Source organism: Nocardia sp. NPDC050175, assembly GCF_044459885.1.
Classification (GTDB): Bacteria; Actinomycetota; Actinomycetes; order Mycobacteriales; family Mycobacteriaceae; genus Nocardia.
In genome coordinates this window covers 1-26,313 of the sequence record NZ_JBITJI010000022.1, presented here as the reverse complement: position 1 = coordinate 26,313, position 26,313 = coordinate 1, and the positions used below count along the sequence as shown (strand labels likewise).

The following is a 26,313-nucleotide window of genomic DNA, read 5'->3' as shown; positions in this document are numbered from 1 at the left end:
GCCTTCCGCGGGCGGCCGTACGGGCTGTCCGGCCGAGATTGTGTAACTAACGATCAGACGCCCTTGAACCACTCCGCCGGCTTAGGTGCCGTGTTGTGCCAAATGTGTTTGATTTCTTGATATTCGGCCAGGCCGGTCGGGCCGAGTTCGCGTCCGTTGCCGGACTTCTTGAACCCGCCCCATTCCGCACCGGCGGTGTAATAGCCGAAGTCGTTGAGCCATACCGTGCCGTGCCGCAGCGCGCGCACCACCCGCTCGCCGCGGGCCGGATCCGAGGTGCGCACGCCGGCGGCGAGACCGTATTCGGTGTCGTTGCCGAGCCGGATCGCCTCGGCCTCGGTCTCGAATCGTTCGACCGTCAGGATCGGGCCGAAGGTCTCCTCCTGCACGATCCGCATCGATCGGTCGCACCGATCGAAGATCGTTGGCAGGTAGTAACTTCCGTCCTGCAACGCGGGATCACTGGGCCGAGCACCGCCGGTCACCAGCTTGGCGCCCTCCGAAATACCCAGCGCGACATAGGCTTCCACCTTCGCGCGGTGTTCCTCGGAGACCAGCGGACCGGTCTCGGTGGCCGGGTCGAGGCCCGGTCCGACCCGAATCCGCTCGGCCCGGCTGGCCAATTCGGCGACGAAGTCCTCGGCGATGGACTCCTCGACGATCAACCGGGTGCCCGCCGAACAGACCTGGCCGGAGTGCAGGAACACGCCGGTCAGCACATGGTCGACGGCGCTTTCCCAGTCGGCGTCGGCGAACACGATGTGCGGGTTCTTGCCACCCAGCTCTACCGCCACCTTGGTGACGTGCTCGGCGGCGACCTTGCTGATCGTCCGGCCGGTGGCGAGACCGCCGGTGAACGAGATGAAGTCGACCTCGGGGTTGTCGGTCAGCGCCGGGCCGAGCACCGCGCCGCTGCCCTGGAGCAGGTTGAGTACCCCGGCGGGTACGCCCGCCTCCTCGGCGAGCCGCGCGAACTCGATGGTGCTCAGCGGGGTGACCTCGCTCGGCTTGAGCACCATGGTGCAGCCCGCGGCCAGCGCGGGCGCGACCTTCCACGACATCTGCAGCAGCGGATAGTTCCACGGCGCGATGAGCACGCACACGCCGATCGGCTCGTGCACCACCCGACTGATCACCGCCGGATCGCCCACGTCGATCAGCCGGTCCGCCTGCACCGCGACCGTGCTCGCGTAGTAGCGGAACACCGAGATCACATCGTCGATGTCGATCTCGCTCTCCACCAACGTCTTTCCGGTGTCCGCCGTCTCCAGCCTGGCCAGCCGGTCCTTGTCGCGGGCCAGCAGGTCGGCGATGCGCAGCAGCAGCGCCGCTCGCTCGGCGACCGGCGTTGCCGCCCAACCGCCCTCGTCGAACGCCGCGCGGGCCGCGGCGACCGCGTCGCGCGCGTCCTGCGGCGTCGCCTCGTCCACCGTCGCGACGACGGCGCCGTTGGCCGGATCGATGATCTGGCGCACCCCACCGTCCGCGGCATGCGTCCATCGACCGCCGATGAGCAGATCCGGATCACCATTCATTCTCACGTCACCTCACGTCACCGATACGACAGGACAACCACTCGTGGAACTCCGCGATGTGATGCTCGGCGGGCACCAGCACCCCGCCCTTACGGTAGGCGCGCGAAGACATTGTGGGTTGCGTTCGCTCGCATGCCGCGAAATCCTGCTCGTTCACCCGGTGGAACAATTCGACAGAACGGGACACATCTCGTCCCGCGGTGACCACGTCCTTGGTATACAACCAATCACACTCGACGATAGTGCGGTCCGCGGACACGGGGAACATCCGGTGGAAAATAATGTGATCCGGGACCAGATTGACGAAAACCGCCGGCCGGATGGTGATGGCGAAGTAGCGACGGTCCTGTTCCGGAGTAACCCCCGGCAGCCGATCGAAACCCGGCGATCCGTCGACGGTGAATCCGGCGATATCGGCGCCGAATTCCGCGCCGTGACCGACGAACACCTGTGCCGCCAGGCCCTGCGCGAATTCGGGGAGCACCTCGGTGAGCTCGGGGTGGATGGTCGCGCAGTGGTAGCACTCCATGAAGTTCTCCACGATGAGCTTCCAGTTCGCGGCCACGTCATAGACGACTCGGCGGCCCACTTCGAGGGTGTCGATCTCGTAGGCGTCGATCGCGGCCGGGTCGCCGAGGCGTTCGGTGACCGCGCCCATCACCTCGTGCTCGAATACCGGCGGGTCGTCGGCGAGGCAGACCCAGGCGTAGCCGAGCCATTCGCGCAGGGCGACCGGGATCAGGCCGTAGGCGACGCGATCGATGTCGGCGCCGGTGGCGTCCTTCAGTGCGGCCATGTTCGGCGCGGCGAGCAGCTTGCCGTCGAGGCCGTAGGTCCAGGCGTGGTAGGGGCACTGCAGGTTGCGTCGGACCTGCCCCTGGTCCTCGGTGCACAGCATTGCGCCGCGGTGGCGGCAGATGTTCAGGAAGGCGCGTAACGCGCCGTCGCGGCCGCGCACGATCAGGACGCTTTCGCGGCCGACCTGTACTCGTTTGAACTGACCAGGCTGTGCGATATCGCCGGTTCTGATGGCGCAGAACCACATTCGTTCGAAGAGTTGTTCTTGTTCGGCGGCGAAGATGGCGTCGTCGACGTACCACTTGCCGCCGAGGGTCGGGATCAGGGCCGGTGTCGTCACCGGAGTCATGTCCGCCGTTGTCATGCGGTCACCAGCCTCTGCGGGTCGAAAAGTGCGATCGGGTGTTCGGTGGTCGCGTCGATGACCAGATCGGCGAGGATCTCCCCCACTACCGGGACGAATTTGAAGCCGTGACCGGAGAAGCCGCAAGCGATGGTGACGCGGGTGCCGCCTGGGTGGCGGGCGATGACGAAGTGCTCGTCGGGGGTGTTGGAGTACATGCAGGTGGCGGAGTGGACGCACGGGCCGGCCAGCGCCGGGAGCAGGGCGGCGACTCGGTCCCGCATCTCCTCGATCTCGTGCGGGTGGACGACGCGATCGATGGTGTCCGGTGTGCAGACGATGCCTTTGCGGAAGAACGCCATCTTGACCCCGCCCGCCGGTCCGTCGATGGCGGGGAAGCCGTATATCTGCGTGCCCGAGTCGTCTTCGGCGATGTAGATCGGCTGGTCTTCGAAAGCCGCGGTGCCGCCGACCGGATCGAGCCAGTACAGGACCTGGCGTTCGATGGTGATCGGAATTCCGAAGTCGGCCAGCAACTGTGGCGCCCACGCCCCGGGGCAGATAACGAGCTGATCCGCTTCGTAGGTGGCCCTGGCCGTCGTTACCGTTACGCCGGAATCGGTTTCGGCCCAGCTGAGCACCTCCTCACCGAACGACAAGGTGGCGCCTGCGCGCAGGGCCAGGTCGATGTGGGCCTGCACCGTCAGTTCCGGGCGGGCGAATCCGCCGTTCGACTCGTACACCGCGATGTCGTCGGCGGCCGGGGTGAAATTCGGGAAGCGCCGCCGGATCTCGGCGGCATCCAGGACCTCGTGCGGCAGTGACCATTCGCGGCTGGCCCGCAGGCTGCCCGCGACCGTCAGGCTGTCCGGCGGGCCGAGGTACAGACCGCCGGTGAGCCGGGCGACTTCACGGTCGGCATCCGCAGCCAGCTTCGCCCAGAGTTCGTAGGAGCGCAGCAGCAGCGGAACATAGGCGGGGTCTTCGAAATACGACTGCCGGATGATGCGGGAGCCGCCGTGGCTCGAGCCGCGGTTATGCGCGGGGGTGTACTTCTCCAGCCCGAGCACCCGGTGTCCGCGCGCCGCGAGGTGATAGGCGGCGGCACTGCCCATGCCGCCGACGCCGATCACGATGACGTCGTACCCCTTTGTCGCCGTGGCCATCTCGCTACCTCCTGATCCTGGACATCTCGGGATCCACCACCGGCTCGGCGTGCACCGTCGCGACGTAGCGCTTGCCGAGGTACTCGACCTCGACCGCGTCACCCACCACGACGGACGCGGGCAGCCACGCGTAGGCGATGCAGCGTTCGATGGTGGCCGAATAGCCCGCGCTGGTCACATATCCCCCGAGCAAGCCGTAGACGTAAACCGGCTCTTTACCGAGGACGATCGCCGATGGGCTCTCGAAGACGATGCTGCGCAGGATCTTTGCCGGCGGGTCCGCCTGCTCCAGTGCGCTCTTGCCGACGAAGTCGGGCTTGGTCATGCGGACCGCGAAGTCGAGTCCGGCGGCCGCGGGCAGGTGCTCCGCGGTCATGTCGGTTCCCCAACTGCGGTAGGCCTTTTCGATGCGCAGGCTGTTGAAGGCGATCCGGCCTGCCGCGATGACCTCGTAGGCGCCGCCCGCCTCCCACAGCAGATCCCACAGTGCGTTGCCGTATTCGGCGGTGGTGTAGATCTCCCAGCCGAGTTCGCCGACGTAGGACACGCGCAGCATGGTGACCGGAATCGCGCCGAGGTAGGTCTGCAGCGCACGGAAGTACTTGAACGACTGATGGGACAGATCGTCGGAACACAAGGGCTGCACCAGGTCTGGGGCGTTCGGGCCCCACACGCCGACGCAGCAGGTGCTGCCGGTGATGTCGCGCAGCGTCACCGACCCGTCGGCGGGCAGGTGGCGGGTGAACCAGTCGAAATCCATCGGGCCGTTGGCACCCACCTGGAAGCGCCGTGCAGCGAGTCGGGCGACGGTGAGATCGCTGCGGACACCGCCGGTTTCGTCGAGTAGCAGCGTGTAGGTGACCGAGCCGACGCTCTTGTCCACGTTGTTCGTGGTGAGCTGCTGCAGCAGGTCGACTGCACCCGGGCCCGCCACCTCGTATCGAGTCAGCGGGGTCATGTCGAACATCGCGACGCGTTCCCTGGTCCAGCGCGCCTCGGCGACGGCGATCGGCGACCAGAACTGGCTCGACCAATCGTCCCGCTCCGGGACCGGCATGCCTTCGTCGCGAAGTCGTTGCGTCAGTGCGGCATTCGCCTCGTACCAGGCGGGCCGTTCCCAGCCGCCGCCCTCGAAGAAGAACGCGCCCAATTCCTGTTGCCGGGCATAGAAGGGGCTGGTGCGTAGGCCGCGCAGTGCTTTTCGATATTGGTGCGGGTGGATGATGTCGTAGACCTCGACGAAGGCCTGCGAACTGGTCTCCATGATGAACTTTCCGCTGCGCGCGACGTCTTCGAAACGGTAGAGATCGCACTCGTGCACGTCGGTGCTCGGCGCACCGTCGATGATCCATTCCGCCGTCGCTTTGGCGACCCCGGCCGAATGGGTGACCCAAACAGCCTCGGCCACCCAGAAACCCGCGAGATCACGGTGCTCACCCATGATCGAGAAGCCATCGGGGGTGAAGGAGAAGATCCCGTTGAATCCCTCCTCGGGCTTCGAATCACCCAGTGCCGGGAGCAATTCCATGGATTCGCGCCAGGCGGGGACGAAGTCGGTGTCGGTGAACGGCAGCATCGATGGCATCGCTTCGCCCGCGGTGGCCGACGCCAGGGTGGACATGTCGACGGGCATCGGCCGGTGGCCGTAGTAGCCGATGCCGATTCTGTCGTCGTGTACGCGAAAGTAGAGGTCTTGGTCCTGATGACGCAGGATCGGCAGGCTCGCGCCCGCAGCGCCCGCCAGAGCCGCCAGCGGTCCGGTCTTGGCGTACTGATGCGCCATCGGCACCAGCGGCAGCACCAGGCCGACCTGTTTCGCCAGCTCAGCGCCCCAGAATCCGGCCGCGCAGACGACGATGTCGGCGGCGATCACGCCGTCGGCCGTCTGCACGCCGACCACTCGCCCGCCGCTCTCGGCGATGCCGAGCACTTCCTGATTGGGCAGGAACCGCGCACCGCGAGCGGTCGCCGACCGCGCCTGCGCCTCCACGGCCCGCACCGCATTCGCCAAACCATCTGCCGGAGTGTGGAATCCGCCGATAACATGGTCGATATCGAGCAGTGGGTACAGTGCGGCACATTCGGACGCATTCAGCAGGCGCCCCTCGATCCCCCACGACTGCGCCCAGCCGAATTTGCGGTGCAGATCCCGCCAGCGCTCCGGCGTGGTCGCCACCTCGAGTCCACCGACCGGATCGAACGCAGCCCCCGCCGGATGGCTGAGCGCGCCGAACTTCTCGGTGGTGTACCGGGCGAACTCCGTCATCGTCTTGGACGGGTTGGTCTGGAACACCAATCCTGGTGCGTGCGAGGTGGATCCGCCGGTCTGGAACAGCGGCCCCCGGTCGAGCACGGTGATGTCGGCCCAACCACGGGCGGTCATTTCGTCGGCCAGCGATGCCCCGACGATCCCGGCTCCGATGATGACGACTTTCGGGTGAGCCAAAGGGTGCCTCCGTTGTTGCTAGTAGCGCAACGAATTCGTATTACGCAACAAATAGTCCGCCTGTCACGGCACGCTGTCAACCGTTGGAAACCAGTTGTTTACCGGGGGATTCAGGGGTTGACGACGGCTCCACGCTGATTCACACTGTTGCGTATCGCGATACCTGTTGCGCTCTAAGCAACTCATGGAGGGTTTATGGAATCCCTTGCGAAGCCCGTGGCGCCCGCCGCGACGGAACTGTTCGTCGCCCGCCTCGAAGACCTGCCGGTCGGCGAGGTCGCCACCGTGCGGCCGGACGACGGAACGCCGATCTCGGTCTTCCATACCGACGAGGGCTTGTTCGCGATCGACGACACCTGCACACACCAGGATGCGTCACTCGCCGACGGGTGGGTGGAGAACTGCACCGTCGAATGTCCGCTGCACGAGTCATGTTTCGACCTGCGAACCGGTCGAGTCTCGGGCCCCCCGGCCAAGATCGCCGTGCGTACGTATGCGGTGCGGGTACTCGATGGCGACGTTGTGGTCAGCAGCGTGCCGTCATGAGTAGGCGGATCATGACGCAGCGCGATCCGCGCGTCAGCGAGGCGGAGTCGTGAGCGGGCGCCAGCGAGCGAGCCACCGACAGAGCGCACCGATGCGGACGATAGAGCTGTGCGTCAGCGAGGTGAAGTCGTGAGCATAGTTGTCGTCGGCGCATCATTGGCCGGGTTCTCGCTGGTGCACGATCTTCGCGAGCGCGGGTATGACGGCAGCATCACCGTCGTCGGCGACGAAATCCATCCGCCCTACGACCGGCCGCCGCTGTCGAAGGAATTCCTGCACGGCGACGTCGATATCGCGTTGGGCGAGACCGATGATCCCCGGACCCGCTGGCTACTCGGACACCGCGCGATCGGAATCGCCTCGACCGCAACGGGTCCCGGCGTCACCCTCGACAACGGGACAACGATCGCCGGGCGGTCGCTGGTGCTGGCTACCGGCGCTCGCGCCCGCACGCTGCCCGGCGCACAAGCACCGGCCGGCATCTACACGTTGCGCACGGTCGACGACGCGCGCGCGATCCGCGCCGCATTGCGCACCGCGCGCACCGTTGTGATCGTCGGCGCGGGCCTCATCGGTTCCGAACTCGCTTCGACCGCTGCAACTCTCGGTGTGCAGGCAACTATTGTCGAACTCGCGACCGATCCACTGTCCGGTGTCTTCGGACCGCTGCTCGGCGCGCTGTGCGCGGATCTGCACGCGGCCAACGGTGTCCGGTTACGCACCGGAGTGGCGGTAGCCGAATTCCTCGGCGACGAACACGTCAGCGCGGTGCGCCTCACCGACGGCACGCTACTCCCTGCCGACGCCGTGATCATCGGTATCGGCGCGGTGCCCAACACCGAGTGGGCGCAGGACTCCGCCTTGCACATCGACAACGGTTTCATCACCGATGCACAGTGCCGCACAACGGTTCCCGATATCTATGCCATCGGCGATTGCGCCCGCACGTATCAGGACGCCTTGGGCACCCACCATCGCTGCGAGCACTGGTCGAACGCCACCGCTCAGGCCCGCATCGCCGCGGCGTGCATTGTCGGTGCACCGCCCGCGAACATCCCGACCACCTATTTCTGGTCCCGGCAATACGGCCGCATGATCCAGTTCGCGGGCAACCGCCGACCGGACGACGAGGTTCGCTTCATCGACGGCGACCCGTCCACACCATCGTGCACCGCACTCTACGAACGCGCTGGCGAGCCGGTGGCCGTCTTCGCCATCGACAACGCCCGCCTGTTCACCCGCTACCGCAAGCAGATCGAGCGGCGGCCCGCGGCCATCGCAACCCCGTAGGAGGATTCGTGTCCGAAACCGTGCGCGGCGTCATTGCTCGCAGCAAAGGAACGCCGGTCGAGTTGGTCGACGTGGTCATCCCCGACCCCGGGCCACACGATGTGGTGGTGCGCGTGCAGGCATGCGGGGTGTGCCACACCGACCTGCATTACCGCGAGGGCGGCATCAACGACGAGTTCCCGTTCCTGCTCGGGCACGAGGCAGCCGGAATCGTGGAGACAGTCGGCACGGCGGTAACCCATGTGACCGTAGGAGATTTCGTCGTTCTCAACTGGCGAGCGGTCTGCGGCGAGTGCCGCGCGTGCCGCCGCGGCCGCCCCTGGTACTGCTTCGACACCAGCAACGCCTGCCAGAAGATGACCCTCACCGACGGCACCGAACTGACGCCCGCCTTGGGCATCGGCGCCTTCGCCGACAAGACCCTCGTCCACGAAAGGCAGTGCACCAAGGTCGATCCCGAAGCCGATCCCGCCATCGCCGGTCTGCTCGGCTGCGGCATCATGGCGGGCATCGGCGCGGCGATGAACACCGGCAACGTCTCCCGCGGCGACAGCGTGGCCGTGATCGGCTGCGGCGGCGTCGGCGATGCGGCCATCGCGGGCGCCCGCCTGGCCGGTGCCAAGACGATCATCGCCATCGACCGCGATACCCGAAAGTTGGCCTGGGCCGGTGAATTCGGCGCCACCCACCGCATCGACGCCAGTACCGAGGATGTGGTCGAGCGGATACAGGAACTCACCGACGGGTTCGGCGCCGACGTCGTGATCGATGCCGTCGGCCGCCCCGAGACCTGGAAGCAAGCGTTCTACGGTCGCGATCTAGCGGGCACCGTGGTGCTCGTCGGCGTCCCCACCCCGGACATGACCCTCGACCTGCCGCTGATCGACCTGTTCTCCCACGGCGGCGCCCTGAAGTCCTCCTGGTACGGCGATTGCCTACCCGAACGCGACTTCCCGATGCTGATCGACCTCTACCGGCAAGGCCGCCTTCCCCTGGAACGCTTTGTCACCGAACGCATCTCACTCGACGAGGTCGAAAAGGCGTTCACCGCCATGCATCACGGCGACGTCCTGCGCTCCGTCGTGGTGTGGTGATTGGTCATCGTTGCGGCAGCACGCCATTCACCAGGGCCGCCAGGCTCTTCCGATGAATATCGCGGGAGGTCAGATCGGCCCACCGGTCACCGATAGCCGCGACCGTGGGCAGCTCCGCCAGTTCTAGCTGAGCTATGCCCGGTTCGGTGACGGACGAGGCGGCCAGCCGTGCCTGCCGGCGCTCTCGGCTCGCCCGGACGATCAGATCACCGACGATGTAGTACCAGATGGTCCGGTAAACATCGACGGCTTCTTCGGTGGTGCAGCCGTATTCGACGGCCGCGGCGATGATCATCTCAACCATCCCCATCGCAGCGGGCACAACGACCGGGTCGGACGCCAGGACCTCAATGATCCAGAGTCGCTCGGCAAGGCCCTCATACAGGGTGAACGCAACCTCCAGCAGCCGCTCACGGGGATCGTCGGGAAACTCGCGCACCGGAATGTGTTGTGCGTGCGTCTCCAGCACGAGCAGCAACAACTCGTCCTTGTCACGCACATGGTGATACAGCGCCATCGGCGTGCTACCCAACTCCTTCGCCAGCCGCCGCATCGACAGACTGTCTGCCCCCTCGGTTCGCAACACCTGATCGGCCGCCACGACGATCGCCTCCCGCGAAAGCCGCGGTGGCCGACCAACCTTCCCTGTGCGATCCGTTTGCCTTGGCATCGAGCCATCTTCCCCCATGGGAGGACACGGGGATGGATCGCGTCGAGGGACTGAAGCGCCGCGCCATCGGCAATCGGCGCGGCGCAGCAATGTCGACGGCCTGCGTCTTCGAGATCGGCAGGCCGGCATCGCTTACTTCGGCGGGGTGAGGTCGATCTTGATGCCCGTCACGGTCAATGCGCCCTCCGGAATTCCGGTCGCGGAGCACGACTCGACCTTCAGGCCCTTCACGGTGCCGGTGGCCTCGAATTTATCTTTAGCGTTCTCCTCACTGTTCGGGTCGAACTTGCCACTGACCATCATCTTGGCCGCCCCATCCTTCGGGATGGTCAGGGTGAATTTCGAGTCGGTGGCCGATGCCGCGTCCTCGTCCTTTGCGTTGGCAGTGCCCGTGATTTCGCAGCCGCTGCTGGTTTCCTTGGCCTCGACCTTCTTCGTCGTGAACTCGAAGTCCGGGCCGTCTTCCTTCACCTTGCAGCGTTTATCCTGGTCAGCCGCCAACTTGATGTCCGAGGGAGCCGCCGTCACGGAGTAATTCTTGCCGTCCTCCGATTTAGCGACCGTCACCTTTCCCTGGTCGGCCTTGCAGGTGAACGGACCGCTGTTGTCCTGCGCTACCGACACCGGGGCCGCGAAGACTCCGTATCCCAGCGCGGAGGCGCCCAACAGCCCTGCTGCCATGAGCATTCCGGCGCGCGCGCCCTTGCCTTGTTTGATCTGCACTGCAATCCTTCCATCGTCCATATGGTCGAATGGCGAATGCGAAGTGGGACGTGCGCCCACAGCCATTGCCATGATCCAAACAAAACAGATGAATCCGATCGCGCCCGAACGCTACCATCCGGAATGACTGAAACGTCGGATTCCAGCGGGTCGCCCTCCCTCTGGTGGATCCGTTCCGGCCGAGCAGCAACCGATCCATAGCGTCTTCGTAACCGGCACCGGCAGGGATGGGTACGACTCTCGACGCCGGATTCGGCTGGCACAGCGATCTTGTCGCGAAGTCGACCGCAAATCCGAGCCATCCGTCGGCGCATCGGCAACGAATGCGGGATGTCGGAGAACCTTCCCGATGGCAGGAACTAGCGGAGGTCGGAGTCGGCATGCGGGTCGGGCAATCTCGTGGATCGGATCGCAAGGTCCGGCCAGGCGCGAGCGAGGATGTGCTGGCGCGTCTCGCGGTGACGATGGTTCGACACCGGCGCCGAGTGTTCGCGGGGTGGCTCATCGCGGTGACGGCGGGACTCCTCGGACTGCCGCATCTGCTCGGTTCACTGGTGGCCCCGCCGATCGAGATCTCGGGCTCCGAATCGCAACAGGTGAGCCGCGTGCTGGCGGACGGGCTGCCGTCGATCGGCAGCGAGCAGATGGTCGCCGTCGTACATTCGACACTGCATCGGACGACGGATCCGGAGTTTCGGCGCGCGATCAGCGCCAGCATGGCCGCACTCGGACGGCACAAGGGCGTCTCCGGGGTGCTGTTGTTACCCGTCGCGGGCGACCCCGACAACAGCTTCGTCTCGGCCGAGGTGCTCGAGCCGTTCCGCCCTGTCCTGCACGACGAACACGCGGCCTACCTGCTTGTCGGAGCATCCGGTGACGACCGGCAGCGTCAGCAACGTTCCCCCGAACTGCAGACCGCCGCCGATCGCGCGGCCCAAACCGCATCGAACGGCACTGTGCAGGCGGCCGTTCTCGGGATATCGGGTTTCGGCCACATCATCCAGCAGGTCGCGATCGCCGATCTGATGCGCATCGAGCTGATCGCCGTTCCGCTCGCCCTCGCGGTGCTCTGGTGGGGTCTGCGCACTCCGGTGGCGGCGCTGGTGCCCGTCGGCGTCGCCGGTGCGTCGATTGTCAGCACGATGGGGCTGTTCTCCCTGCTGACCGGAACCCTCACCATCGACGGCACGCTCCTGATCGGGGTCAACGCAGCAGGATTGGGCATCGGGATCGACTACGCGTTGTTCGTGATGAATCGATTCCGCGAGGAACTAGCAGCCGGAGCCGGACCCGAGCGGGCCATTGCCACCGCGATGGCCACCACGGGACGCACCGTGTTGTATTCGGGGCTGATACTGCTCATGGCGGTCGTCAGCCTGTTCATGGTCCGCTGGCAGGTCTTCGCGCAGATCGCGACGGGCACCGTGGTGGCGACCATCGTCGCGTCACTGGCATCGATCACTCTCCTTCCAGCCGTTCTGGTTTCGCTGACCGAATGGCTGCAGCGGCGAGGTCGGTGCGAACGGTGGATTCCGCGCATCGACGATCGTGTCGGGCAGGGTGGACGACTGTCCCGCTGGGCCGAGCACTTGATGCGCCATCCTTGGCCGTACGCCGTCGGCATCACGATCGGCCTGCTGTGCGCGGCGATCCCGGCTGTCCATATGTCGACGGGCATCGACATCGAACGGCGTGCCCTCGCCGGCACTCCGTACCTCGCCAGCCTGACTGTCGCGGAGCGCGAAGTGCCCGGTGTGTCGGGAATCGCGGCCGTGGTGGTGCAACAGCCCGCGGGCAGCGCAGTGGATATCCAACCGCTCGCGGCGGCGCTGCGCGCGGATCCCGACGTGGTTGTCATGACCCGGATCGATGACGACGAGGGACTCACCGCCTTTCTCCTCTTACCCAAATATCCGGTCTACGCACCGGAATTCGCGCAATTGATGGAGCGAATTCACGACCGGATCGTGCCCGCGACGGCACCCGCCGGCGTATCGGTGCGTGTCGGTGGCCCGAGCGGCGTCGCCTATGACGTTATGGTCGAGACCGCGACAAAGCTGTGGTTGGTCGTGGCCAGTGTGCTGATGCTGTTGTTCGTTGTGCTGGCCGGTGTACTGCGCAGCCTGCTGCTGCCGTTGAAGGCAATCATGATGAGCCTGCTCGCCACCGGCGCGTCCTATGGGTTGACGGTGCTGATGTTTCAGCCCGGCGGGAATGGTCCGTCGATCTGGCCGCAGGTGCCGCTTTCGGTGTTCGTGATGCTGTTCGCACTGTCCACCGACTACGAATTGTTCCTCGTACGCCGGATCCAGGAGGAGTACCTGATCACCGGAAACAACCGGCGCTCGGTCACGATCGGTCTGCAGAGCACAGCCCGTCCTATCTCGCTGGCCGCGGTGATCCTCGCGATCGCCTACGGCAGCCTGGTGGTGTCCCGGATCAACTGTGTCCAGCAGTTCGGTTTCGCGATCGCCGCCGGCTTGATCATCGATGCCACCCTGATTCGCCTCGCGTTGGTGCCCGCGCTGATGCAGATCATGGGCCGCTGGAACTGGTGGTTCCCGCGGCTCGGTCGAGCGCCCGTATATGCACCACCCGCTTGACATTTCGTTCCGCCTCGACGGCCGCCGCACAGACCAGGGAGCGCCATGAATCCGCTGTCGCAGCTCGACCCCGACCACCTGCCGAGACACATCGCGTGCATCCCCGATGGAAACGGACGGTGGGCCCGGCAGCACGGCGATGTCCGGATCAAAGGGCACAGCGCGGGTGAACAGGTGATCAGCGATGTCGCGTTAGGCGCGGATGACCTGGGAATCGAGTGGTTCACGTTGTACGTGTTCTCCACCGAGAACTGGCAACGGCCCGAAGCCGAGGTCGCCTACTTGATGAGCACCATCGAACGCGGAATATATCGGCGGCTGGACGAATATCAGCGCCGTAATATCCGGATACGGTGGATCGGGCGTCCCGACCCACGGATACCACGCAATGTGCGAGCAGCGATCGATCACGGAATCGCGATGACCGAGAACAACATCGGCATGACCCTGACCATCGCATTCAACTACGGCGGACGCACCGAAATCGCCGACGCCGTCCGCAGGATGATCGATGACGGCGTCACCGGCGCGGCGGTGGACAGCGCGCTGATCAGCCGATACCTGTATGCCCCCGACATGCCCGATCCGGACCTGGTCATCCGCACGTCCGGGGAGAACCGGATCTCGAACTTCTTGCTCTGGCAACTCGCCTACAGCGAGCTGGTATTCACCCCCGTGCTCTGGCCCGACTTCACCTTCGATCATCTCGTCGCCGCGATCCAGGAATACCAGCGGCGGACTCGTCGCTTCGGTCGTCTCGACGCCGAGGTAGCGCAGGCTCGCACACCATCGATCTCGTTCTCGTGAACATCGATAACCAGCGGAGGCACATGTGAGCGCGCCGGATGCGGCATTCATGATTCCGTCCCTTCCCTTCGAGGCGCGCTGTCATCCGCTGTGGGAGCTGGCCGAAGATCGGGTACGAACCTGGTTGGCGAAGATATATCCGCATGGCACAGCGGCGGACGCCGAACGCTTCGAAGAAGGTAGGGCCGCAAGGGTTGCCGGTTATTTCTTCCCGGACGCCGATCTGGAAGACCTCGTCACCCTGACAGCCATGATCGAAGCCATCTTCATGTATGACGACCGAATCGCGTACGACAGATCATCCTCGCCGGAGGACGCACACGCCCTCGCCTATCGATTACAGCTCGTCCTCCAGACCGGCCAAGTCGAGCCGTCGGACGATCCCGACCTCATCGCCCTCGGCGAAATACTGCAGCGGATCTACCCGAGACAGTCGGAAGACTGGCGGAGCCGGTTTCGCAGGCACATCTGGAATTTCCTCTTCGCCAACGCCGCCGAGCTCGAAAACCGACTCGAGGGCCACACCCCGGGGCTTCGCGAATACATGGCCATTCGCCGGGAAACCATCGGTGTGCTCCCCGCCCTCGACCTGGCGGAATTCGCCGGCCACTACGAGCTGCCCGACATACTGTACGACGATCCAGATCTGCACGAATTGCGCCAGTGCTACCTCGACATCGTCGCGTGGATGAACGATATCTACTCGTACCAACGAGAGGACGCCGCAGGGGAAGTCAACCTGGTGCATGTCCTCCGGGCGGAAAACAAGACCTCCCTCGCCGCCACATTCGACGACATCTGCGAAATGATCGAGGCACGGATATCGCACTTCATCGAATCGGAGCGTAGATTCCGCGACAGCGATACGCACCGCCGGATCACGGAGACCGAACGGGCCGCTGTCGACGCGTCGGTCGCCGCGATGAAGTACGCGATGGCGGGTAGCAGGCGGTGGCAGGCCGAGGTAAAGCGGTACACGACTGCGCAGCGCTGAGAAACGCTCCGCAGTCGTCCGTGTTCACGGCTGCGCCGGGTGTCCACGTCGCGACAACAGCGACTGCAGGACGACCAGCGCACCGAGCACCAGGACAGTCACGCCGATCATCTGCAAACCGGTGCCGGCACCCGAGATGAACGCTGTGACAACGTCGTTGGCGCGGTCGGGGTCGGTGGTGGCGAGGGCTTGGGCCACGGTGTGGGGGTCGTGGTCGGCGCGGATGTCCGCGGGTAGGGCGGCGACGAACCGTGCGGTGAGGATCGTGCTGATCACCGCGACGCCGAGGGCGCTGCCGAATTCGCGGGTGGTGGCTTGCAAGCCGGCGCCGACGCCGGCCTGGGCGTGCGGTAGTGAGCCCGCGATCGCGCCGGAGAGGGTCGGAAGGGCCAGTGTCACACCGATTCCGGTTACGACGAGCCAGACGGCATACACGTAGTACGGCGTTTGCGCGTTGGTCGTGGACAGGCCGAGCAGTCCACCGCCGACGAACGCGAAGGCCAGCGCGGTGGTGGCATCGATGCCGATGCGCTCCGACAGGCGGCCGACGTATCGTGCGGCGACGATGATCGGGATGGTCAGCGGGAGAATGCCGAGGCCGGTGCGCAACACGCTGAATCCCATGCCGTACTGGAGGAATGACGCGTTGACGTAGAACAGCGCGAACATGCCGAAGAAGACTGTCGTCATGCCGAGGCAGGCGCTGCGCAGGCCGGGGACACGGAACAACCGCGGATCAAGCAGTGGGTGTTCGACTTTCAGTTCGACGAACACCCACACCGCGAACAACACTGCGGCACCGGCGAACCCACCGACGACAACCACGCTGCCCCAGCCCGACTCCGGACCCTGGACGATGCCGAGCAGCAAAGCCACCGAGGCGGCAACGAACAACAGCGCGCCGGGTAGGTCGAGGCGGCGGTCATGACGCGGCGACACCGGCGCGATACGTCCGACGAGGGCGACGAGAACCAGCGAGATCGGCACGGCGACAATGAACAACCAGCGCCACGATCCACCCGAAAGCACCGCTCCGCCACCGACATTGCCGACGACTCCGCCGATGCCGGTCATCGAGGCCCACACCGCGATCGTCGGACCTTTGCGTTCGACGGGCACGGCATGCAGCAGGACGGCGAGCGTGTTGGGCAGCACGGCGGCGGCGCCGATGCCCGTGATCGCACGGCTGACGAGCAGCACGGCCACGTTCGGCGCGACCGCCGACAGCAGCGCGCCCACCGCGAACAGCAGCAGGCCGACCAGCAGGACACCCTTGCGGCCGAAGCGATCACCCGCGGCCCCGCCGGGAATCACCAGGCAGGCGAAGAAGATGACGTAGGTGTCGACGATCCAGACCAGCGTCGACGCTGAGGGATGCAGTGCGCTGGCGGCGAGCATCGGGACGGCGAGGTTGATCGCGGCGACCATGCCGACGACGAGCACGACGCAGGCACTCATGAGGGCGAGCAGCCCGCGCTGCGAGACCGGACGGGAGGAAGGTTCACGCGAGGTCGGTGGACGGTCGCGGACCAGGACGTTGAATGGCATGACCATGACGTTATGAAAGTCAGCGGTTTCCGTGCCACGCAACTTTCACAATAGAGACTTGCGTACGATGCAATCATGCCCGAACAGCTCGACCTGAACCTGCTGCGCGTGTTCGACGCGTTGCTCCAGGACGGCAGCGTCACGGCGGCGGCCGAACGCCTGCATCTGTCCATCCCGGCGACGAGCCGCGCGCTCGGCCGGTTGCGGCGCGCGATGCACGATCCGATCCTGGTGCGGGCTGGTCGCGGGATGGCGCCGACCCCGTTCGCGCTGCGCACCGCGCCGCGGGTGCGTTCCCTGCTCGACGAGGCGGCGGCCTTGATCAGCGCCGACCGCGAGGTGACGGTCGCGGAGCTGAAGCGTACCTTCACGATTCGCCTCAACGACGGTGTCGCCGCGACCTTGGCGGCGGTGGCGGCCGAGGCCGCCGCGGTCGCCCCCGGTGTGACGCTGCGCTTCATCACCGAGGGCAGCGAAAGTATCGAGGCCCTGCGCGACGGTTCGGTCGATCTCGATATCGGCGTCGGCGACGTCACGGCGCCCGACATCCAGACCGCGGTGCTGTATCAGGAGCGAATAGTAGGCATCGTCCGCGCCGACAGTCCGCTCGGCAAGCACCGCCGCCCCACATTGGCACAGCTGTGCCAGTTTCCGCACGTCTCGGCCTCCCGCCGGGGCCGGGCCCGCGGACCGCTCGACGATGTCCTCGAAGCCGAGGGCCTGCATCGCCGCGTCGCCGCCGTCGTCCCCACCTCCGCCATTGCCGCGCTCCTGGTCTCCGCCAGCAACTACGTCGGATTGGCGCCACAACGCCTCGCCGAGCAGTACGGCGAGGCGCTCGGCCTGCGCTGGTTTCCGATCCCCGCCGCCCTGCCCGAACTCGAGATACGACTGCTCTGGCACGCGCGGCTCGATGCCGACCCGGCCCAGCGGTGGCTGCGCGACACCCTTCGGGACGCGGTCAGCTAGGGCCTACGCGTCCGCGTGTTCCAGCTGGGACAGATTGCCGAACACCGCGACCGCTACCGCCCCGCCGATGGCAAGGACGAAGCCGAGCCCGGCCAGCCACCCGAGTCCTGGTCGCGAAGTATCGCCGAGCACAAGGACTCCGACGATTCCGGGAATGACCGTCTCGCCGACCACCAGCGCCGCGGTAGCGCCGTTCACCGAACCGAGTTGCAGCGCAACGGTATGCAGGTAGAAACCGCCGATACCGGCGATCGCGATCGTCCACGCGGCCGGGTCGGCGAGCAGTGTCGGCACGTTCAACGGATCGATCCCCTGCACGATGCGCACCGCGATCGCCAAGGCCCCGAACAACATTCCGGCGGCCAGACCCGCGGCCACCGCGCCACGGGACCCGAGCCGTCGCACCACGAGCTGACTGACACCGAACAACAGCACCGACGCGATCAGCACGCCCCAGTGCATGACCGGATTATCGCTGCCACCACCCTCATGCCCCGCCGCACCACCGAGCGCGGCCAGCGCGAGGATCACCGCACAGATCGCCACCCAGTCCCGCAGATGCAATCGGATGCCGAGCACGAAGACCCCGAGCACCGCGGTGATGATCAGATTCGCGCTCATGATCGTCTGCGACAAGAACAGCGGAATCAGTCGCGCCGACACCGCATTTCCCACGAACCCCAGCACGTCCAGCGCGCTGCCGACGATGAACCACACCGTCAACACCGCGGCGACCGTGGAAGCAACCGTGGGCGCACCGGTTTCGGTCACCTGCCCGTCAGCACCTCGCGCCTCCGCCGCCGCGGCGGACCGCCGCGCGGCATACGCCTGCAGCACCGACGCCACCCCATACCCCACGCACGCGAGCAGCGCGGCAATCAGACCAATCAGCACACGACCAACCCCATCGACACCACACCCACCGTTTCAGTCACAACCGACGATAACGTCCGTCAACCGCAGCGCGGTCGACCGGCACCGTCGCGACACCGTGAACTCATCCGAGAATAAGTGGACGCAGTGACCGCTTAAGTCGTAGTCTGCAGACAGCGAGAAGTGGACATAATGTCCGCTTGATTTGGAGGCGATGAGATGACCGCGACGATCGGGACGGCGGAGACCGGCACTACTCCCCTTGCCCGCGAACACTTTCCGGCCGCGCGCCGGTGGGCTTACCTCAACCATGCCGGGATCAGTCCCCTGCCGCAGCCATCGGTCGATGCGATGGTTCGGCGGGCTACCGAGGTTTCGCTGGACGGCGAGTTCACGTATGCGGCACACAGTGCCGAGATCGAGCGGGTGCGTTCGGCCGCCGCACGGCTGATGGGGGTGCCGTCGACCGATGTCGCGTTCGTCAAGAACACCACGACCGGGCTCGGGATGATCGCCAACGGTCTGGAGTGGGCACCCGGCGACCGGGTGATCGTGCCGGACCTGGAATTTCCGTCCACGCTGTATCCGTGGCTGGCATTGGCGGATCGGGGCGTGCTGGTGGACCGGGTTCGCCCCGAGGGACCGGGCGGGCGGCTCACCGTCGAGGCGTTCGTCGATCGGATTCAGGACGGGCCGCCGCCGAAGTTGGTCGTCACCAGCTGGGTGCAGTTCGGCCGCGGCTGGCGAGTCGACCTGGCGGAGCTGGGGCGGGCGTGCCGGGAGGCCGGAACACTGTTGTGCGCGGACGTGATCCAGGGACTCGGTGTGCTCCCGGCCGAATTGGCGCGCTGGGGTGTCGATTTCGCGATGGCCGACGGACACAAATGGCTGCTCGGTCCAGAAGGTTGCGGCGTGCTGTACGTGCGGGGGTCACGGCTGGATCTGCTGCGGCCACTGGAGCCCGGCTGGAATTCGGTCGCACACCGGGAGGATTGGGACAACCTGGAGCTGGTATTCGACGACACGGCAAGGCGTTTGGAGGGTGGGATGCCGAACGTGACCGGCATCGCCGCCCTCGGTTCATCGATCGATCTGCTGCACGAGGCGGGCATCCCGGCGATCTGGTCGCATGTCGATCGGTTGTGCGATCTGGCATGCGCGGGCCTCACCTCGATCGGCGCGACCGTATTGTCGGACCGCTCAGTCGAAGGACGATCCGGGATTGTCGCGGTACATCTCGATGGTCCGCCGATCCCATTGCTGGCCAAGCAATTACAGGCCGAGGGCATCGCGGTCTCCGCTCGCGCGGGCGGGCTGCGCATCTCGCCGCACGGCTACAACAACGACGAGGATATCGAGCGATTGGTCGATACCGTGGCCACGCTGATCCGCACCTGAAACCGCTCAGCCGAGCTTCGCCGGTGCCGCATACTCATGACTATCCCTTGCCTAGGACCCGTCATGAGCGCGTTTGCGTGCGAACCCCTCCCGCATTCCACTGCCTACGGCCCTGGCATTCGCACAACCCGTAGGAGTCCCCATGGATCTCGCGGCACCCATCTGCGTCGTCGGCGCCGGCCAGAGCGGCATCCTCGCCGCCGCGAAGCTGCGCGACCTCGGCTTCGAGAACATCGATATTCTCGAAGCCGGGGCGCACCTCGGCGGCTACTGCCAGACCGTCGAGGTGGACGGTGACATCTACGATTTCCAGTCCCATCTGGTCATTCAGCAGTCGTTCGGCGCGGACACGGCGGGCACCGCCATCGACGAGTTGCTGCGCAATCATCCGGTGCCGACGAAGACCGAGGCGCTGTACTTCGTCGGCCGATCCGATTCCGGCAAACCACAACTGGCCGTGCCACCGCATTTGCTGGCGCTGTTCCAGACCCTGACCGCGGAGCAGACGATCGACCAGCTGGTAGCAGCCTGGAACATCATCGAACGGGCGCTTCGGGACAGACACGGGCCCGGGGCGAGCGGATTGGCGTTCGATCGCGTTCCCGGCGAGACCTGGGAAACCTATCGGGCGCGCCACGCACCGCTGGTCGGTGAGGTGCTGCAGGGACTGGTGATCTACGCCAATATGCGCCGACCGCGCCAGCCCGCCGAAACCGTCATCAATATCAACGCCCATATCTCCGGGCATGTTTCGCAGTTGGCGAAGCTGGTGCTGTCACTGTATCCGGCCGAGAAGGACGCGCTGCTCGCGCGAATGCCGCAGTCGCTGGTCGCCCAGTTGACTTCCCATCGACCGGTGAGCCTGAGCTTCCGCGAGGGGTTCGTCAGCTTCCTGCGCCGGATCGCCGATGACCACCGGCTCACCGTCACGGTCAACAGTCAGGTGACCGGCATCGAACCCGTTCAGCCGGAAGGGGTTCGGGTCACCTACACCGTGGACGGCGAGCAGCGCAGTGCGATCTATTCGCGAGTCGTAGTGACCGCACGGCCCGCGCAGATTCGAGAAATGTTCCCCGAGAGGGAAATTCGCGAACTGTTCGCCGAGCGGAACTGCCCACGCAGGTGGACACGCAGCTACCTGATCCGAGTGCGTGAAGAGCTCATCAGTTTTCCGCGACGGCCGGATTCTGCTGAACCCCTGGGCTTCTGGGTGATCGATCCCTACGGCAGCTACACCGACACCGATCCCGAACAGGCCATGCATCGCATCACCGCGGCCAACAAGCAACATCCCGGACCGTATTGGGTCTGCTTCAGCAACTCCGACACCTCGATATCCGCCGCCGAAGCCTGGTCCCTCGCCAAGGACAGCCTGTTCCTGTTCCACGACCCGGAGCTGGTCGCCGAGACGATCGCCGAATGGCCCGCGTATCCGAGCGCGGCCGCGGTCCGCGACGGCTGGTTCGATCACGTCACAGACATCCAGGGGCGGGATGGTGTCTACTTCGTCGGCGAAATACTGTCGGGGCCGACCGCCGAATGCATCAGCTCATTCGTCCGTGACGTGATCCCGGCGTGGTTCGAGCCGAGCAATCCTGCGTGACCGTAGCTTTCTTCTCCAACGCAAATTCCCAGTTACCCGCAGTTACAGCTAAACTCTCCCCGAGACCCAGCGTTTGTCAGGCAGTACACAACAGACCGGAGATTGCCAGCCGAAGGCGGTGGATCGGTGACCAACAGTCGAACGATGGTTCGCACCTGGTGGCAATACCGGGTCGATTACCGCTGGCTGATCAAGACGCTCAAATCCCACTCCGCGCTCGGACCGTTGAAGTCCATGGTCGGTGCGGGCGGCATCGTCATGGGGTTGATCACCATCCTGGCGCTGATCTCGCACGCGGGTCAGCACGGGGCCGCCGGGCAGGCGCAGGCCGTCCTCGTGGTCGTGATGGCGGCGGTGTGGACGCTGCGCTGGTGGTTGTTGCCGTGGCCGGGCGAACTCGAATCGCTGCTCTGGATCGGCGGGGTCGATCTCGCGATCACCGCCAACAATGTGATGATCCAGGATCGCCTGCTCGGCGCGATGGGGTGCGTGCTGTTGGTGATCACCGGCGGATATATCACCATCTTCCACAGTCCGCAGGTCCTGGCCCTGCATATCGGCTGGTCAGTGCTGTCGATTCTGGCGTTGGCCTACATGATGGTGCACGGCGTGCCGACGACCAACGGACACGGCATCGGCGATCACGCGCTCGGCCTGGTCGTCATTCTGGTGGTCCTCGTCGTGACCGGCGTGCTGCTGCCGATCGTGCACTTCTACAACTGGCTGCTGCGGGTGGACGCGCTCTCGGATCCGCTGACCAAGCTGTTGAACCGGCGTGGCCTCGACTCGCACCTGCCACGATTCTTCGGACGGCGCTGCCACGAAGGCGTCTACGTGGTGACACTCGATCTGGATCGGTTCAAAACCGTCAACGACACCTTCGGTCATTCGTTCGGCGACGAGGTGCTGGTGCGGACGGCCGCGCGCCTGCGGGCGGCGGCGTCACCCGACGCCATCGTGGTGCGCACCGGCGGTGAGGAGTTCATGGTGGTCGGTCACCTGCATGGTGCGGACATCGGTGCTGTCGCGGAGCGACTACGGCACGCCGTCGCGACGACGCCCGGTCTGCCGAGCGCGATCACCGCCAGCGTCGGCGCCGCGGAATTCGAGCCCGGCCGCCATTGTGAACGGCAGCTCGCGTCGACGCCGCGTCATTTGTTCCGCAGCTCGGACTCGGCGATGTATCGGGCAAAGCAATTGGGCGGCAACACTGTTGTCATCGCCGATCCGCTGGACGGAACTGCGCCCTTGCGCGACTCCCGCACGGCCTAAGACTCCCGCCGGACTACGTGATCCTGGCGCACGGCGGCGGCCTTGCCCATGAACCGGCACCTCCGAACCGATGAGTTTCGGCCGCGCAAACAGTCTCCTCAACAGACGCAACCGCAGAGGAGTTCCCCTTGCCGCTTCATGTTCAACGATCGCCCGAGCACCTGGTCGCCGTCGGTGACGTAGACCTTTGCGTGACCACGTTCGGAGACCGCGGGCAGCCGCCGGTGGTGCTGCCGAGCACTTCGAGACTGTGCTGGGAAGACCAGTTCTGCGATCGGCTGGCCGGTGCCGGCCGGTTCGTCCTGCGCTATGACATCCGCGACACCGGCCGGTCGACGGCCTACGAGCCTGGCTCTCCCGGCTACCGCCTGCGCGACCTGGTTTCGGACCTCATCGGACTGCTCGATGTCTTCGAACTTCCGCGAGCCCATCTGGTGGGCTTCTCCGTGGCCGGCTGGATCTGTCAGCTCGCCGCCCTCGACTACCGCGATCGGGTGTCGGCCCTGACGCTGATCAACACCCGCCCAACGGCCCCCGGCCCGGCAGACCCGGATCTGCCCGAACACGCGGATCGGATCATCGAGTTCTTCACCAAGGCGCCCGCTCCGGACTGGTCCGACCGGGCGGCGGTGCTCGACTACCGCGTCGAACAGGCCCGAATACTCGCGGGCGCCAACGGATTCGACGAACAGCTGGCACGGCGGCAAGCGACCGTAATGCTCGACCGCACCACCAACGTGGCTGCCAGCGTGCTCAACCTGGCGTATGCCGATGCGGGCGACCGCTGGCGGGAGCGTCTCGGCGAGCTCACCGTGCCGACGTTGATTGCGCACGGTACCGATGACCCGTTCTTTCCGTACGGCAACGGACAAGCCATGGCTCGCGAGATCCCCGGTGCCGCCCTGCTCCCGCTGAACGGCATCGGGCACGAACTTCCCGCCACCACGTGGGATCAATTGCTCGCAGCCTTGCTGGCACTCCAGCCGGATTCCGTGCGCTAACCCGCCCTGACGGGGGTATCGAGATACTTCGCCAGCCGTGGCGACGGCAGATCAGCGATCAATCCTGGCCAACGGTGGTGAACAGGTTGAGTTTGTAGGTGGTTACCGGTGGCGTCCAGCCAAAAGCCTTGAGGCCGTGACGGTATCGGGCCGGCCAGGTGCGGGCGACCGAGGGTTGCGGGGTGGCGAAGGTGCGGGATTGGCGTAGCCGCAACCCATGCCGCTCCAACGTGGCGGGGTCTGCGCAGATCCATTTCATCCGGGCGGGAACGGCTTTGAAGACCGGGTTGCGATCCTGGTTCTTCATCATGATGGGGCCGCCGGTATCGAAGGCGAAGGGGCTGGCCGGGAAGGCCGCGGCGATCTGCCGCAAGGTCGCGTGGACCTGGTCGGCGGGGAAGTACAGCATGACCGCTTCGCTGAGCAGGAATATCGGGCCGGGCCGCTCGCGGACCTGCGCGTGCCAGTCGGTGTCGAAAAGCGATCCGGTGATCATGGTGTAGCGGTCGCTGTCGTCGAAGAACCTGCGGCGCAACGTCATTGTGTCCGCGACGTCCAGGTCGAACCAGCGCAGTCGACCGTTGTCCAGGCGATCGAATCGGGTCGATAGGCCGCAGCCCAGGTCGACAACGGTGCCGTCGGGATGCTCGCGCAGGAAGTCGCGCACGTACTCGTCGAAGATCGACGCCCGCAGCACCGACCCGGCCAGCGACGGGCCGCGGAACTTGGTGAAGTCGTAGTCGATCGCGACGACCAACTCGATCGCTTTGCGGTCACTCAGCACGCTCCGACGCTGTGCGGCGTCGCGTGCGCGCCCGTACAACGGGATCAGTAGCGTTTCCTGAACTTCGCCCAACAACACCGATTCGGCCATTGGCGCAGCCTAACTTAGGGTTACCTAACGTGTCTACGGGTTCAATCCATCGAGCTTGTAGCGCAACGGTATTCCGCGAAGTAAGGTAAGCCTTACTACGCTCCCTGGAGGTGTACATGACGACTACCTGGCTGGACACGCTGCTCCGACAAACGCGACGAGCCGGCGACTTCCCGTACCCGCATCAGGCCGCATTCCTGCTCGACAATCCGGTGCGACGACTCTTCACCAATCCGCGCGCCACGATCGACCAACTCGAACTCACCGGAACCGAACAGGTCCTGGAGCTCGGCCCTGGGCCAGGCTTCTACAGCCTCGAACTCGCACGCAAACTTACCGACGGCAGACTGGAACTGTTCGACATCCAGCCGCAAATGCTCGACAAGGCACGCCGGAAACTGGCGGGCGGCGGATGCGACAACGTCGGCTTCCACAGTGGCGATGCCGGTGCGGGCCTGCCGTTCCCGGACGACTCGTTCGACGTCGCGTTCCTTGCCGCGGTGATCGGCGAAGTCCCGGACAAGCCCGCGTGCGTCCGCGCGCTCGCCCGCGCCCTGAAGCCCGGCGGACGGCTCGCGTTCTTCGAGCACTTCCCGGATCCGGATCGCATGAGCGTGGCCGAACTACAGAAACTGGTTGAGCCGGAAGGGTTTTCCCTGCTCGATGCGCGCGGCGATCGGTGGCACGACACCGTGCGATTCACTCGTAATCCGAAACTTATCGAAGGCTAGCAGCCGTCTCTATCGCGAAGCCCGGCTCGGTGACGGTGAGCAGGGCCGCACGGAGGTCCATGCGATCGGCGAGGGCGGAAAGGTCACGGCCGGTGAGCTTTTCGATACGTTCGATGCGGTAGTGGACCGTGTTGACGGGGCACCAAATCCATGAGCGAAAGCCCCTTCAACCCGGTAGCCCCAGCCCTAGCCAACGCCCTCCGCGACGCCACCACCATCCGCTTCACCACCCTCCCCCTAACCCGAGACAAAATCTGGCAAGCCCTCCACCACAAACAACCCCACCCCACCAACCCTCTCCCCCGAATCCATCCAGGTGTAGTCGCCCACTTGACGTACAAACCACGCTCTTGACGCAAGCTGCAGCATCAGTCAAGAGCATGGACCCACGTCAAGTCGGGACCCCCCCGGAAAGGTCCACCTATCCGGGCAAGTGCTTCTTAGACCTCCGCACGTGAGCAGCTCATAGAAGCTGAAGACCTATCCGCGTTTTCCCGTGAGTAGTGCTGGGCACGTCGTGTGCCGTACCCGGCTTTAGGTGTGCGTCAGGCGCGCGATGTCGCGTTCCCGAGGTGGTCATCGAGTTGTGGTTACGTTCCAAGCGCTTTGGACAAGAGCGGGGTGGTCGGCGGCGGTTTCCGTGGCCGATCGGGCCCGCGGGGCGCTCCCCGAGCTGGTATCTCCAAGATCTGCACTCTGTCTCGGGATCGGCACTCGGAATAGGGCCCTATTCCGAGTGCCGATCCCGAGTTAGGGTGCGGATTTTGCTGGCGGGGGGGTCAGGGGCCGCTGGTGTTGGATGCGCACACCTTGTGCTGGCCGAACGCCGTTTCCGTGGGCCTCATACCTGCTATACCGGGGGCGGCCGACGGGTGTGCACACCCGTCAAGTCGGGCTCGGGCGTCTGGGTATGTGGTGGTGGGCCGGGTGGTTGTGAACCGACCCGACTTTCCGGCCGCTTCTTTCCCTGTGAAGGATGTGGGCCATGCCCAAGCGTTATCCGATCGAGCAGCGTGAGCGTGCGGTGAA

The 26,313-nt window shown here is 65.5% G+C and carries 22 protein-coding genes and 1 pseudogene; 13 read left to right on the top strand and 10 right to left on the bottom strand.

Annotation, left to right across the window (positions count from 1 at the left end; translation table 11 throughout):
* Positions 1-53: 53 nt before the first annotated feature.
* The 4 genes from ACIBK2_RS43860 to ACIBK2_RS43845 are packed head-to-tail and all read right to left on the bottom strand — an operon-like array spanning position 54 to position 6,288.
* A complete protein-coding gene (locus ACIBK2_RS43860) occupies positions 54-1,535 on the bottom strand; it encodes an aldehyde dehydrogenase family protein (RefSeq protein ID WP_396976882.1) in 1,482 nt (493 codons plus the stop codon).
* A 7-nt stretch (positions 1,536-1,542) separates the two neighbouring features.
* Positions 1,543-2,697 carry an aromatic ring-hydroxylating dioxygenase subunit alpha gene (locus tag ACIBK2_RS43855; protein ID WP_396976880.1) on the bottom strand — a complete coding sequence of 385 codons (1,155 nt, stop codon included), beginning with the start codon at positions 2,695-2,697 and terminating at the stop codon, positions 1,543-1,545.
* Positions 2,694-3,842, bottom strand: a complete 1,149-nt coding sequence (gene solA, locus ACIBK2_RS43850) for an N-methyl-L-tryptophan oxidase (RefSeq protein ID WP_396976878.1) — start codon at positions 3,840-3,842, stop codon at positions 2,694-2,696. The genes ACIBK2_RS43855 and solA overlap by 4 nt, the downstream gene beginning before the upstream one ends.
* 4 nt (positions 3,843-3,846) lie before the next feature.
* Entirely contained in the window at positions 3,847-6,288 is a 2,442-nt protein-coding gene (locus ACIBK2_RS43845) for an FAD-dependent oxidoreductase (RefSeq protein ID WP_396976876.1), read from the bottom strand.
* A 195-nt stretch (positions 6,289-6,483) separates the two neighbouring features.
* Here ACIBK2_RS43845 and ACIBK2_RS43840 point away from each other — a divergent pair, with 195 nt between their 5' ends.
* From ACIBK2_RS43840 to ACIBK2_RS43830, 3 genes are all read left to right on the top strand, one after another.
* Complete coding sequence (locus ACIBK2_RS43840; protein ID WP_396976874.1) at positions 6,484-6,834, top strand: bifunctional 3-phenylpropionate/cinnamic acid dioxygenase ferredoxin subunit; 351 nt, start codon at positions 6,484-6,486, stop codon at positions 6,832-6,834.
* Between the two features lie 129 nt (positions 6,835-6,963).
* The gene (locus ACIBK2_RS43835; RefSeq protein ID WP_396976872.1) at positions 6,964-8,124 is read left to right on the top strand and encodes an NAD(P)/FAD-dependent oxidoreductase; all 1,161 of its coding nucleotides are present in this window, start codon (positions 6,964-6,966) and stop codon (positions 8,122-8,124) included.
* Between the two features lie 8 nt (positions 8,125-8,132).
* On the top strand, positions 8,133-9,218 hold the full coding sequence (locus tag ACIBK2_RS43830) for an S-(hydroxymethyl)mycothiol dehydrogenase (protein ID WP_396976870.1): 1,086 nt from the start codon (positions 8,133-8,135) through the stop codon (positions 9,216-9,218).
* A gap of 4 nt (positions 9,219-9,222) precedes the next feature.
* Here the strand turns inward: ACIBK2_RS43830 and ACIBK2_RS43825 are convergent, their stop codons facing one another.
* Together ACIBK2_RS43825 and ACIBK2_RS43820 are read right to left on the bottom strand one after the other, a co-directional pair.
* Entirely contained in the window at positions 9,223-9,819 is a 597-nt protein-coding gene (locus ACIBK2_RS43825; protein WP_396976868.1) for a TetR/AcrR family transcriptional regulator, read from the bottom strand.
* 201 nt (positions 9,820-10,020) lie between these two features.
* The gene (locus ACIBK2_RS43820; RefSeq protein ID WP_396976866.1) at positions 10,021-10,611 is read right to left on the bottom strand and encodes a hypothetical protein; all 591 of its coding nucleotides are present in this window, start codon (positions 10,609-10,611) and stop codon (positions 10,021-10,023) included.
* Positions 10,612-10,991: 380 nt separating this feature from the next.
* On the opposite strand from ACIBK2_RS43820, the gene ACIBK2_RS43815 reads away from it, so the two are divergent.
* Genes ACIBK2_RS43815 through ACIBK2_RS43805 form a run of 3 tightly spaced genes read left to right on the top strand, consistent with a single transcriptional unit; the run spans position 10,992 to position 15,015 of the window.
* On the top strand, positions 10,992-13,214 hold the full coding sequence (locus tag ACIBK2_RS43815; RefSeq protein WP_396976864.1) for an MMPL family transporter: 2,223 nt from the start codon (positions 10,992-10,994) through the stop codon (positions 13,212-13,214).
* A 45-nt stretch (positions 13,215-13,259) separates the two neighbouring features.
* Positions 13,260-14,021, top strand: coding sequence for a polyprenyl diphosphate synthase (gene uppS, locus ACIBK2_RS43810; protein WP_396976862.1), 762 nt, complete (start codon positions 13,260-13,262; stop codon positions 14,019-14,021).
* Between the two features lie 25 nt (positions 14,022-14,046).
* A complete protein-coding gene (locus ACIBK2_RS43805; protein ID WP_396976860.1) occupies positions 14,047-15,015 on the top strand; it encodes a hypothetical protein in 969 nt (322 codons plus the stop codon).
* A gap of 24 nt (positions 15,016-15,039) precedes the next feature.
* Here the strand turns inward: ACIBK2_RS43805 and ACIBK2_RS43800 are convergent, their stop codons facing one another.
* Positions 15,040-16,563, bottom strand: coding sequence for an MFS transporter (locus ACIBK2_RS43800; RefSeq protein WP_396976858.1), 1,524 nt, complete (start codon positions 16,561-16,563; stop codon positions 15,040-15,042).
* 75 nt (positions 16,564-16,638) lie between these two features.
* On the opposite strand from ACIBK2_RS43800, the gene ACIBK2_RS43795 reads away from it, so the two are divergent.
* Complete coding sequence (locus ACIBK2_RS43795) at positions 16,639-17,532, top strand: LysR family transcriptional regulator (RefSeq protein ID WP_396976856.1); 894 nt, start codon at positions 16,639-16,641, stop codon at positions 17,530-17,532.
* Positions 17,533-17,535: 3 nt separating this feature from the next.
* Here the strand turns inward: ACIBK2_RS43795 and ACIBK2_RS43790 are convergent, their stop codons facing one another.
* Positions 17,536-18,426 carry a hypothetical protein gene (locus tag ACIBK2_RS43790; protein ID WP_396976854.1) on the bottom strand — a complete coding sequence of 297 codons (891 nt, stop codon included), beginning with the start codon at positions 18,424-18,426 and terminating at the stop codon, positions 17,536-17,538.
* A 198-nt stretch (positions 18,427-18,624) separates the two neighbouring features.
* On the opposite strand from ACIBK2_RS43790, the gene ACIBK2_RS43785 reads away from it, so the two are divergent.
* The 4 genes from ACIBK2_RS43785 (at position 18,625) to ACIBK2_RS43770 (ending at position 23,679) form a co-directional block, all read left to right on the top strand.
* On the top strand, positions 18,625-19,803 hold the full coding sequence (locus ACIBK2_RS43785; protein WP_396976852.1) for an aminotransferase class V-fold PLP-dependent enzyme: 1,179 nt from the start codon (positions 18,625-18,627) through the stop codon (positions 19,801-19,803).
* A gap of 142 nt (positions 19,804-19,945) precedes the next feature.
* Entirely contained in the window at positions 19,946-21,406 is a 1,461-nt protein-coding gene (locus tag ACIBK2_RS43780; protein WP_396976850.1) for an FAD-dependent oxidoreductase, read from the top strand.
* 126 nt (positions 21,407-21,532) lie between these two features.
* Positions 21,533-22,678 carry a GGDEF domain-containing protein gene (locus ACIBK2_RS43775; RefSeq protein WP_396976847.1) on the top strand — a complete coding sequence of 382 codons (1,146 nt, stop codon included), beginning with the start codon at positions 21,533-21,535 and terminating at the stop codon, positions 22,676-22,678.
* Between the two features lie 128 nt (positions 22,679-22,806).
* Positions 22,807-23,679, top strand: a complete 873-nt coding sequence (locus tag ACIBK2_RS43770) for an alpha/beta fold hydrolase (RefSeq protein ID WP_396976845.1) — start codon at positions 22,807-22,809, stop codon at positions 23,677-23,679.
* A 58-nt stretch (positions 23,680-23,737) separates the two neighbouring features.
* On the opposite strand, the gene ACIBK2_RS43765 is transcribed toward ACIBK2_RS43770, so the two are convergent.
* Positions 23,738-24,553, bottom strand: a complete 816-nt coding sequence (locus ACIBK2_RS43765) for a class I SAM-dependent methyltransferase (protein ID WP_396976843.1) — start codon at positions 24,551-24,553, stop codon at positions 23,738-23,740.
* A 131-nt stretch (positions 24,554-24,684) separates the two neighbouring features.
* Here ACIBK2_RS43765 and ACIBK2_RS43760 point away from each other — a divergent pair, with 131 nt between their 5' ends.
* The gene (locus ACIBK2_RS43760) at positions 24,685-25,284 is read left to right on the top strand and encodes a class I SAM-dependent methyltransferase (protein WP_396977035.1); all 600 of its coding nucleotides are present in this window, start codon (positions 24,685-24,687) and stop codon (positions 25,282-25,284) included.
* Here the strand turns inward: ACIBK2_RS43760 and ACIBK2_RS43755 are convergent.
* Complete coding sequence (locus ACIBK2_RS43755; protein ID WP_396977033.1) at positions 25,271-25,432, bottom strand: helix-turn-helix domain-containing protein; 162 nt, start codon at positions 25,430-25,432, stop codon at positions 25,271-25,273. The genes ACIBK2_RS43760 and ACIBK2_RS43755 overlap by 14 nt on opposite strands.
* Here ACIBK2_RS43755 and ACIBK2_RS43750 point away from each other — a divergent pair.
* Positions 25,423-25,638: pseudogene (locus ACIBK2_RS43750) on the top strand (hypothetical protein); the annotation flags it as partial. The gene ACIBK2_RS43755 and the pseudogene ACIBK2_RS43750 sit on opposite strands and share 10 nt — an antisense overlap.
* Between the last annotated feature and the right edge of the window lie 675 nt (positions 25,639-26,313).

What these genes read in the sequence shown, in the direction of transcription:
- ACIBK2_RS43855 (WP_396976880.1), bottom strand. Translation starts at nt 2,697, where the DNA reads ATGACAACGGCGGACATGACTCCGGTGACGACACCGGCCCTGATCCCG.
- ACIBK2_RS43840 (WP_396976874.1), top strand. Translation starts at nt 6,484, where the DNA reads ATGGAATCCCTTGCGAAGCCCGTGGCGCCCGCCGCGACGGAACTGTTC.
- solA (WP_396976878.1), bottom strand. Translation starts at nt 3,842, where the DNA reads ATGGCCACGGCGACAAAGGGGTACGACGTCATCGTGATCGGCGTCGGC.
- ACIBK2_RS43780 (WP_396976850.1), top strand. Translation starts at nt 19,946, where the DNA reads ATGGATCTCGCGGCACCCATCTGCGTCGTCGGCGCCGGCCAGAGCGGC.
- ACIBK2_RS43815 (WP_396976864.1), top strand. Translation starts at nt 10,992, where the DNA reads ATGCGGGTCGGGCAATCTCGTGGATCGGATCGCAAGGTCCGGCCAGGC.
- uppS (WP_396976862.1), top strand. Translation starts at nt 13,260, where the DNA reads ATGAATCCGCTGTCGCAGCTCGACCCCGACCACCTGCCGAGACACATC.
- ACIBK2_RS43795 (WP_396976856.1), top strand. Translation starts at nt 16,639, where the DNA reads ATGCCCGAACAGCTCGACCTGAACCTGCTGCGCGTGTTCGACGCGTTG.
- ACIBK2_RS43860 (WP_396976882.1), bottom strand. Translation starts at nt 1,535, where the DNA reads ATGAATGGTGATCCGGATCTGCTCATCGGCGGTCGATGGACGCATGCC.
- ACIBK2_RS43765 (WP_396976843.1), bottom strand. Translation starts at nt 24,553, where the DNA reads ATGGCCGAATCGGTGTTGTTGGGCGAAGTTCAGGAAACGCTACTGATC.
- ACIBK2_RS43800 (WP_396976858.1), bottom strand. Translation starts at nt 16,563, where the DNA reads ATGCCATTCAACGTCCTGGTCCGCGACCGTCCACCGACCTCGCGTGAA.
- ACIBK2_RS43785 (WP_396976852.1), top strand. Translation starts at nt 18,625, where the DNA reads ATGACCGCGACGATCGGGACGGCGGAGACCGGCACTACTCCCCTTGCC.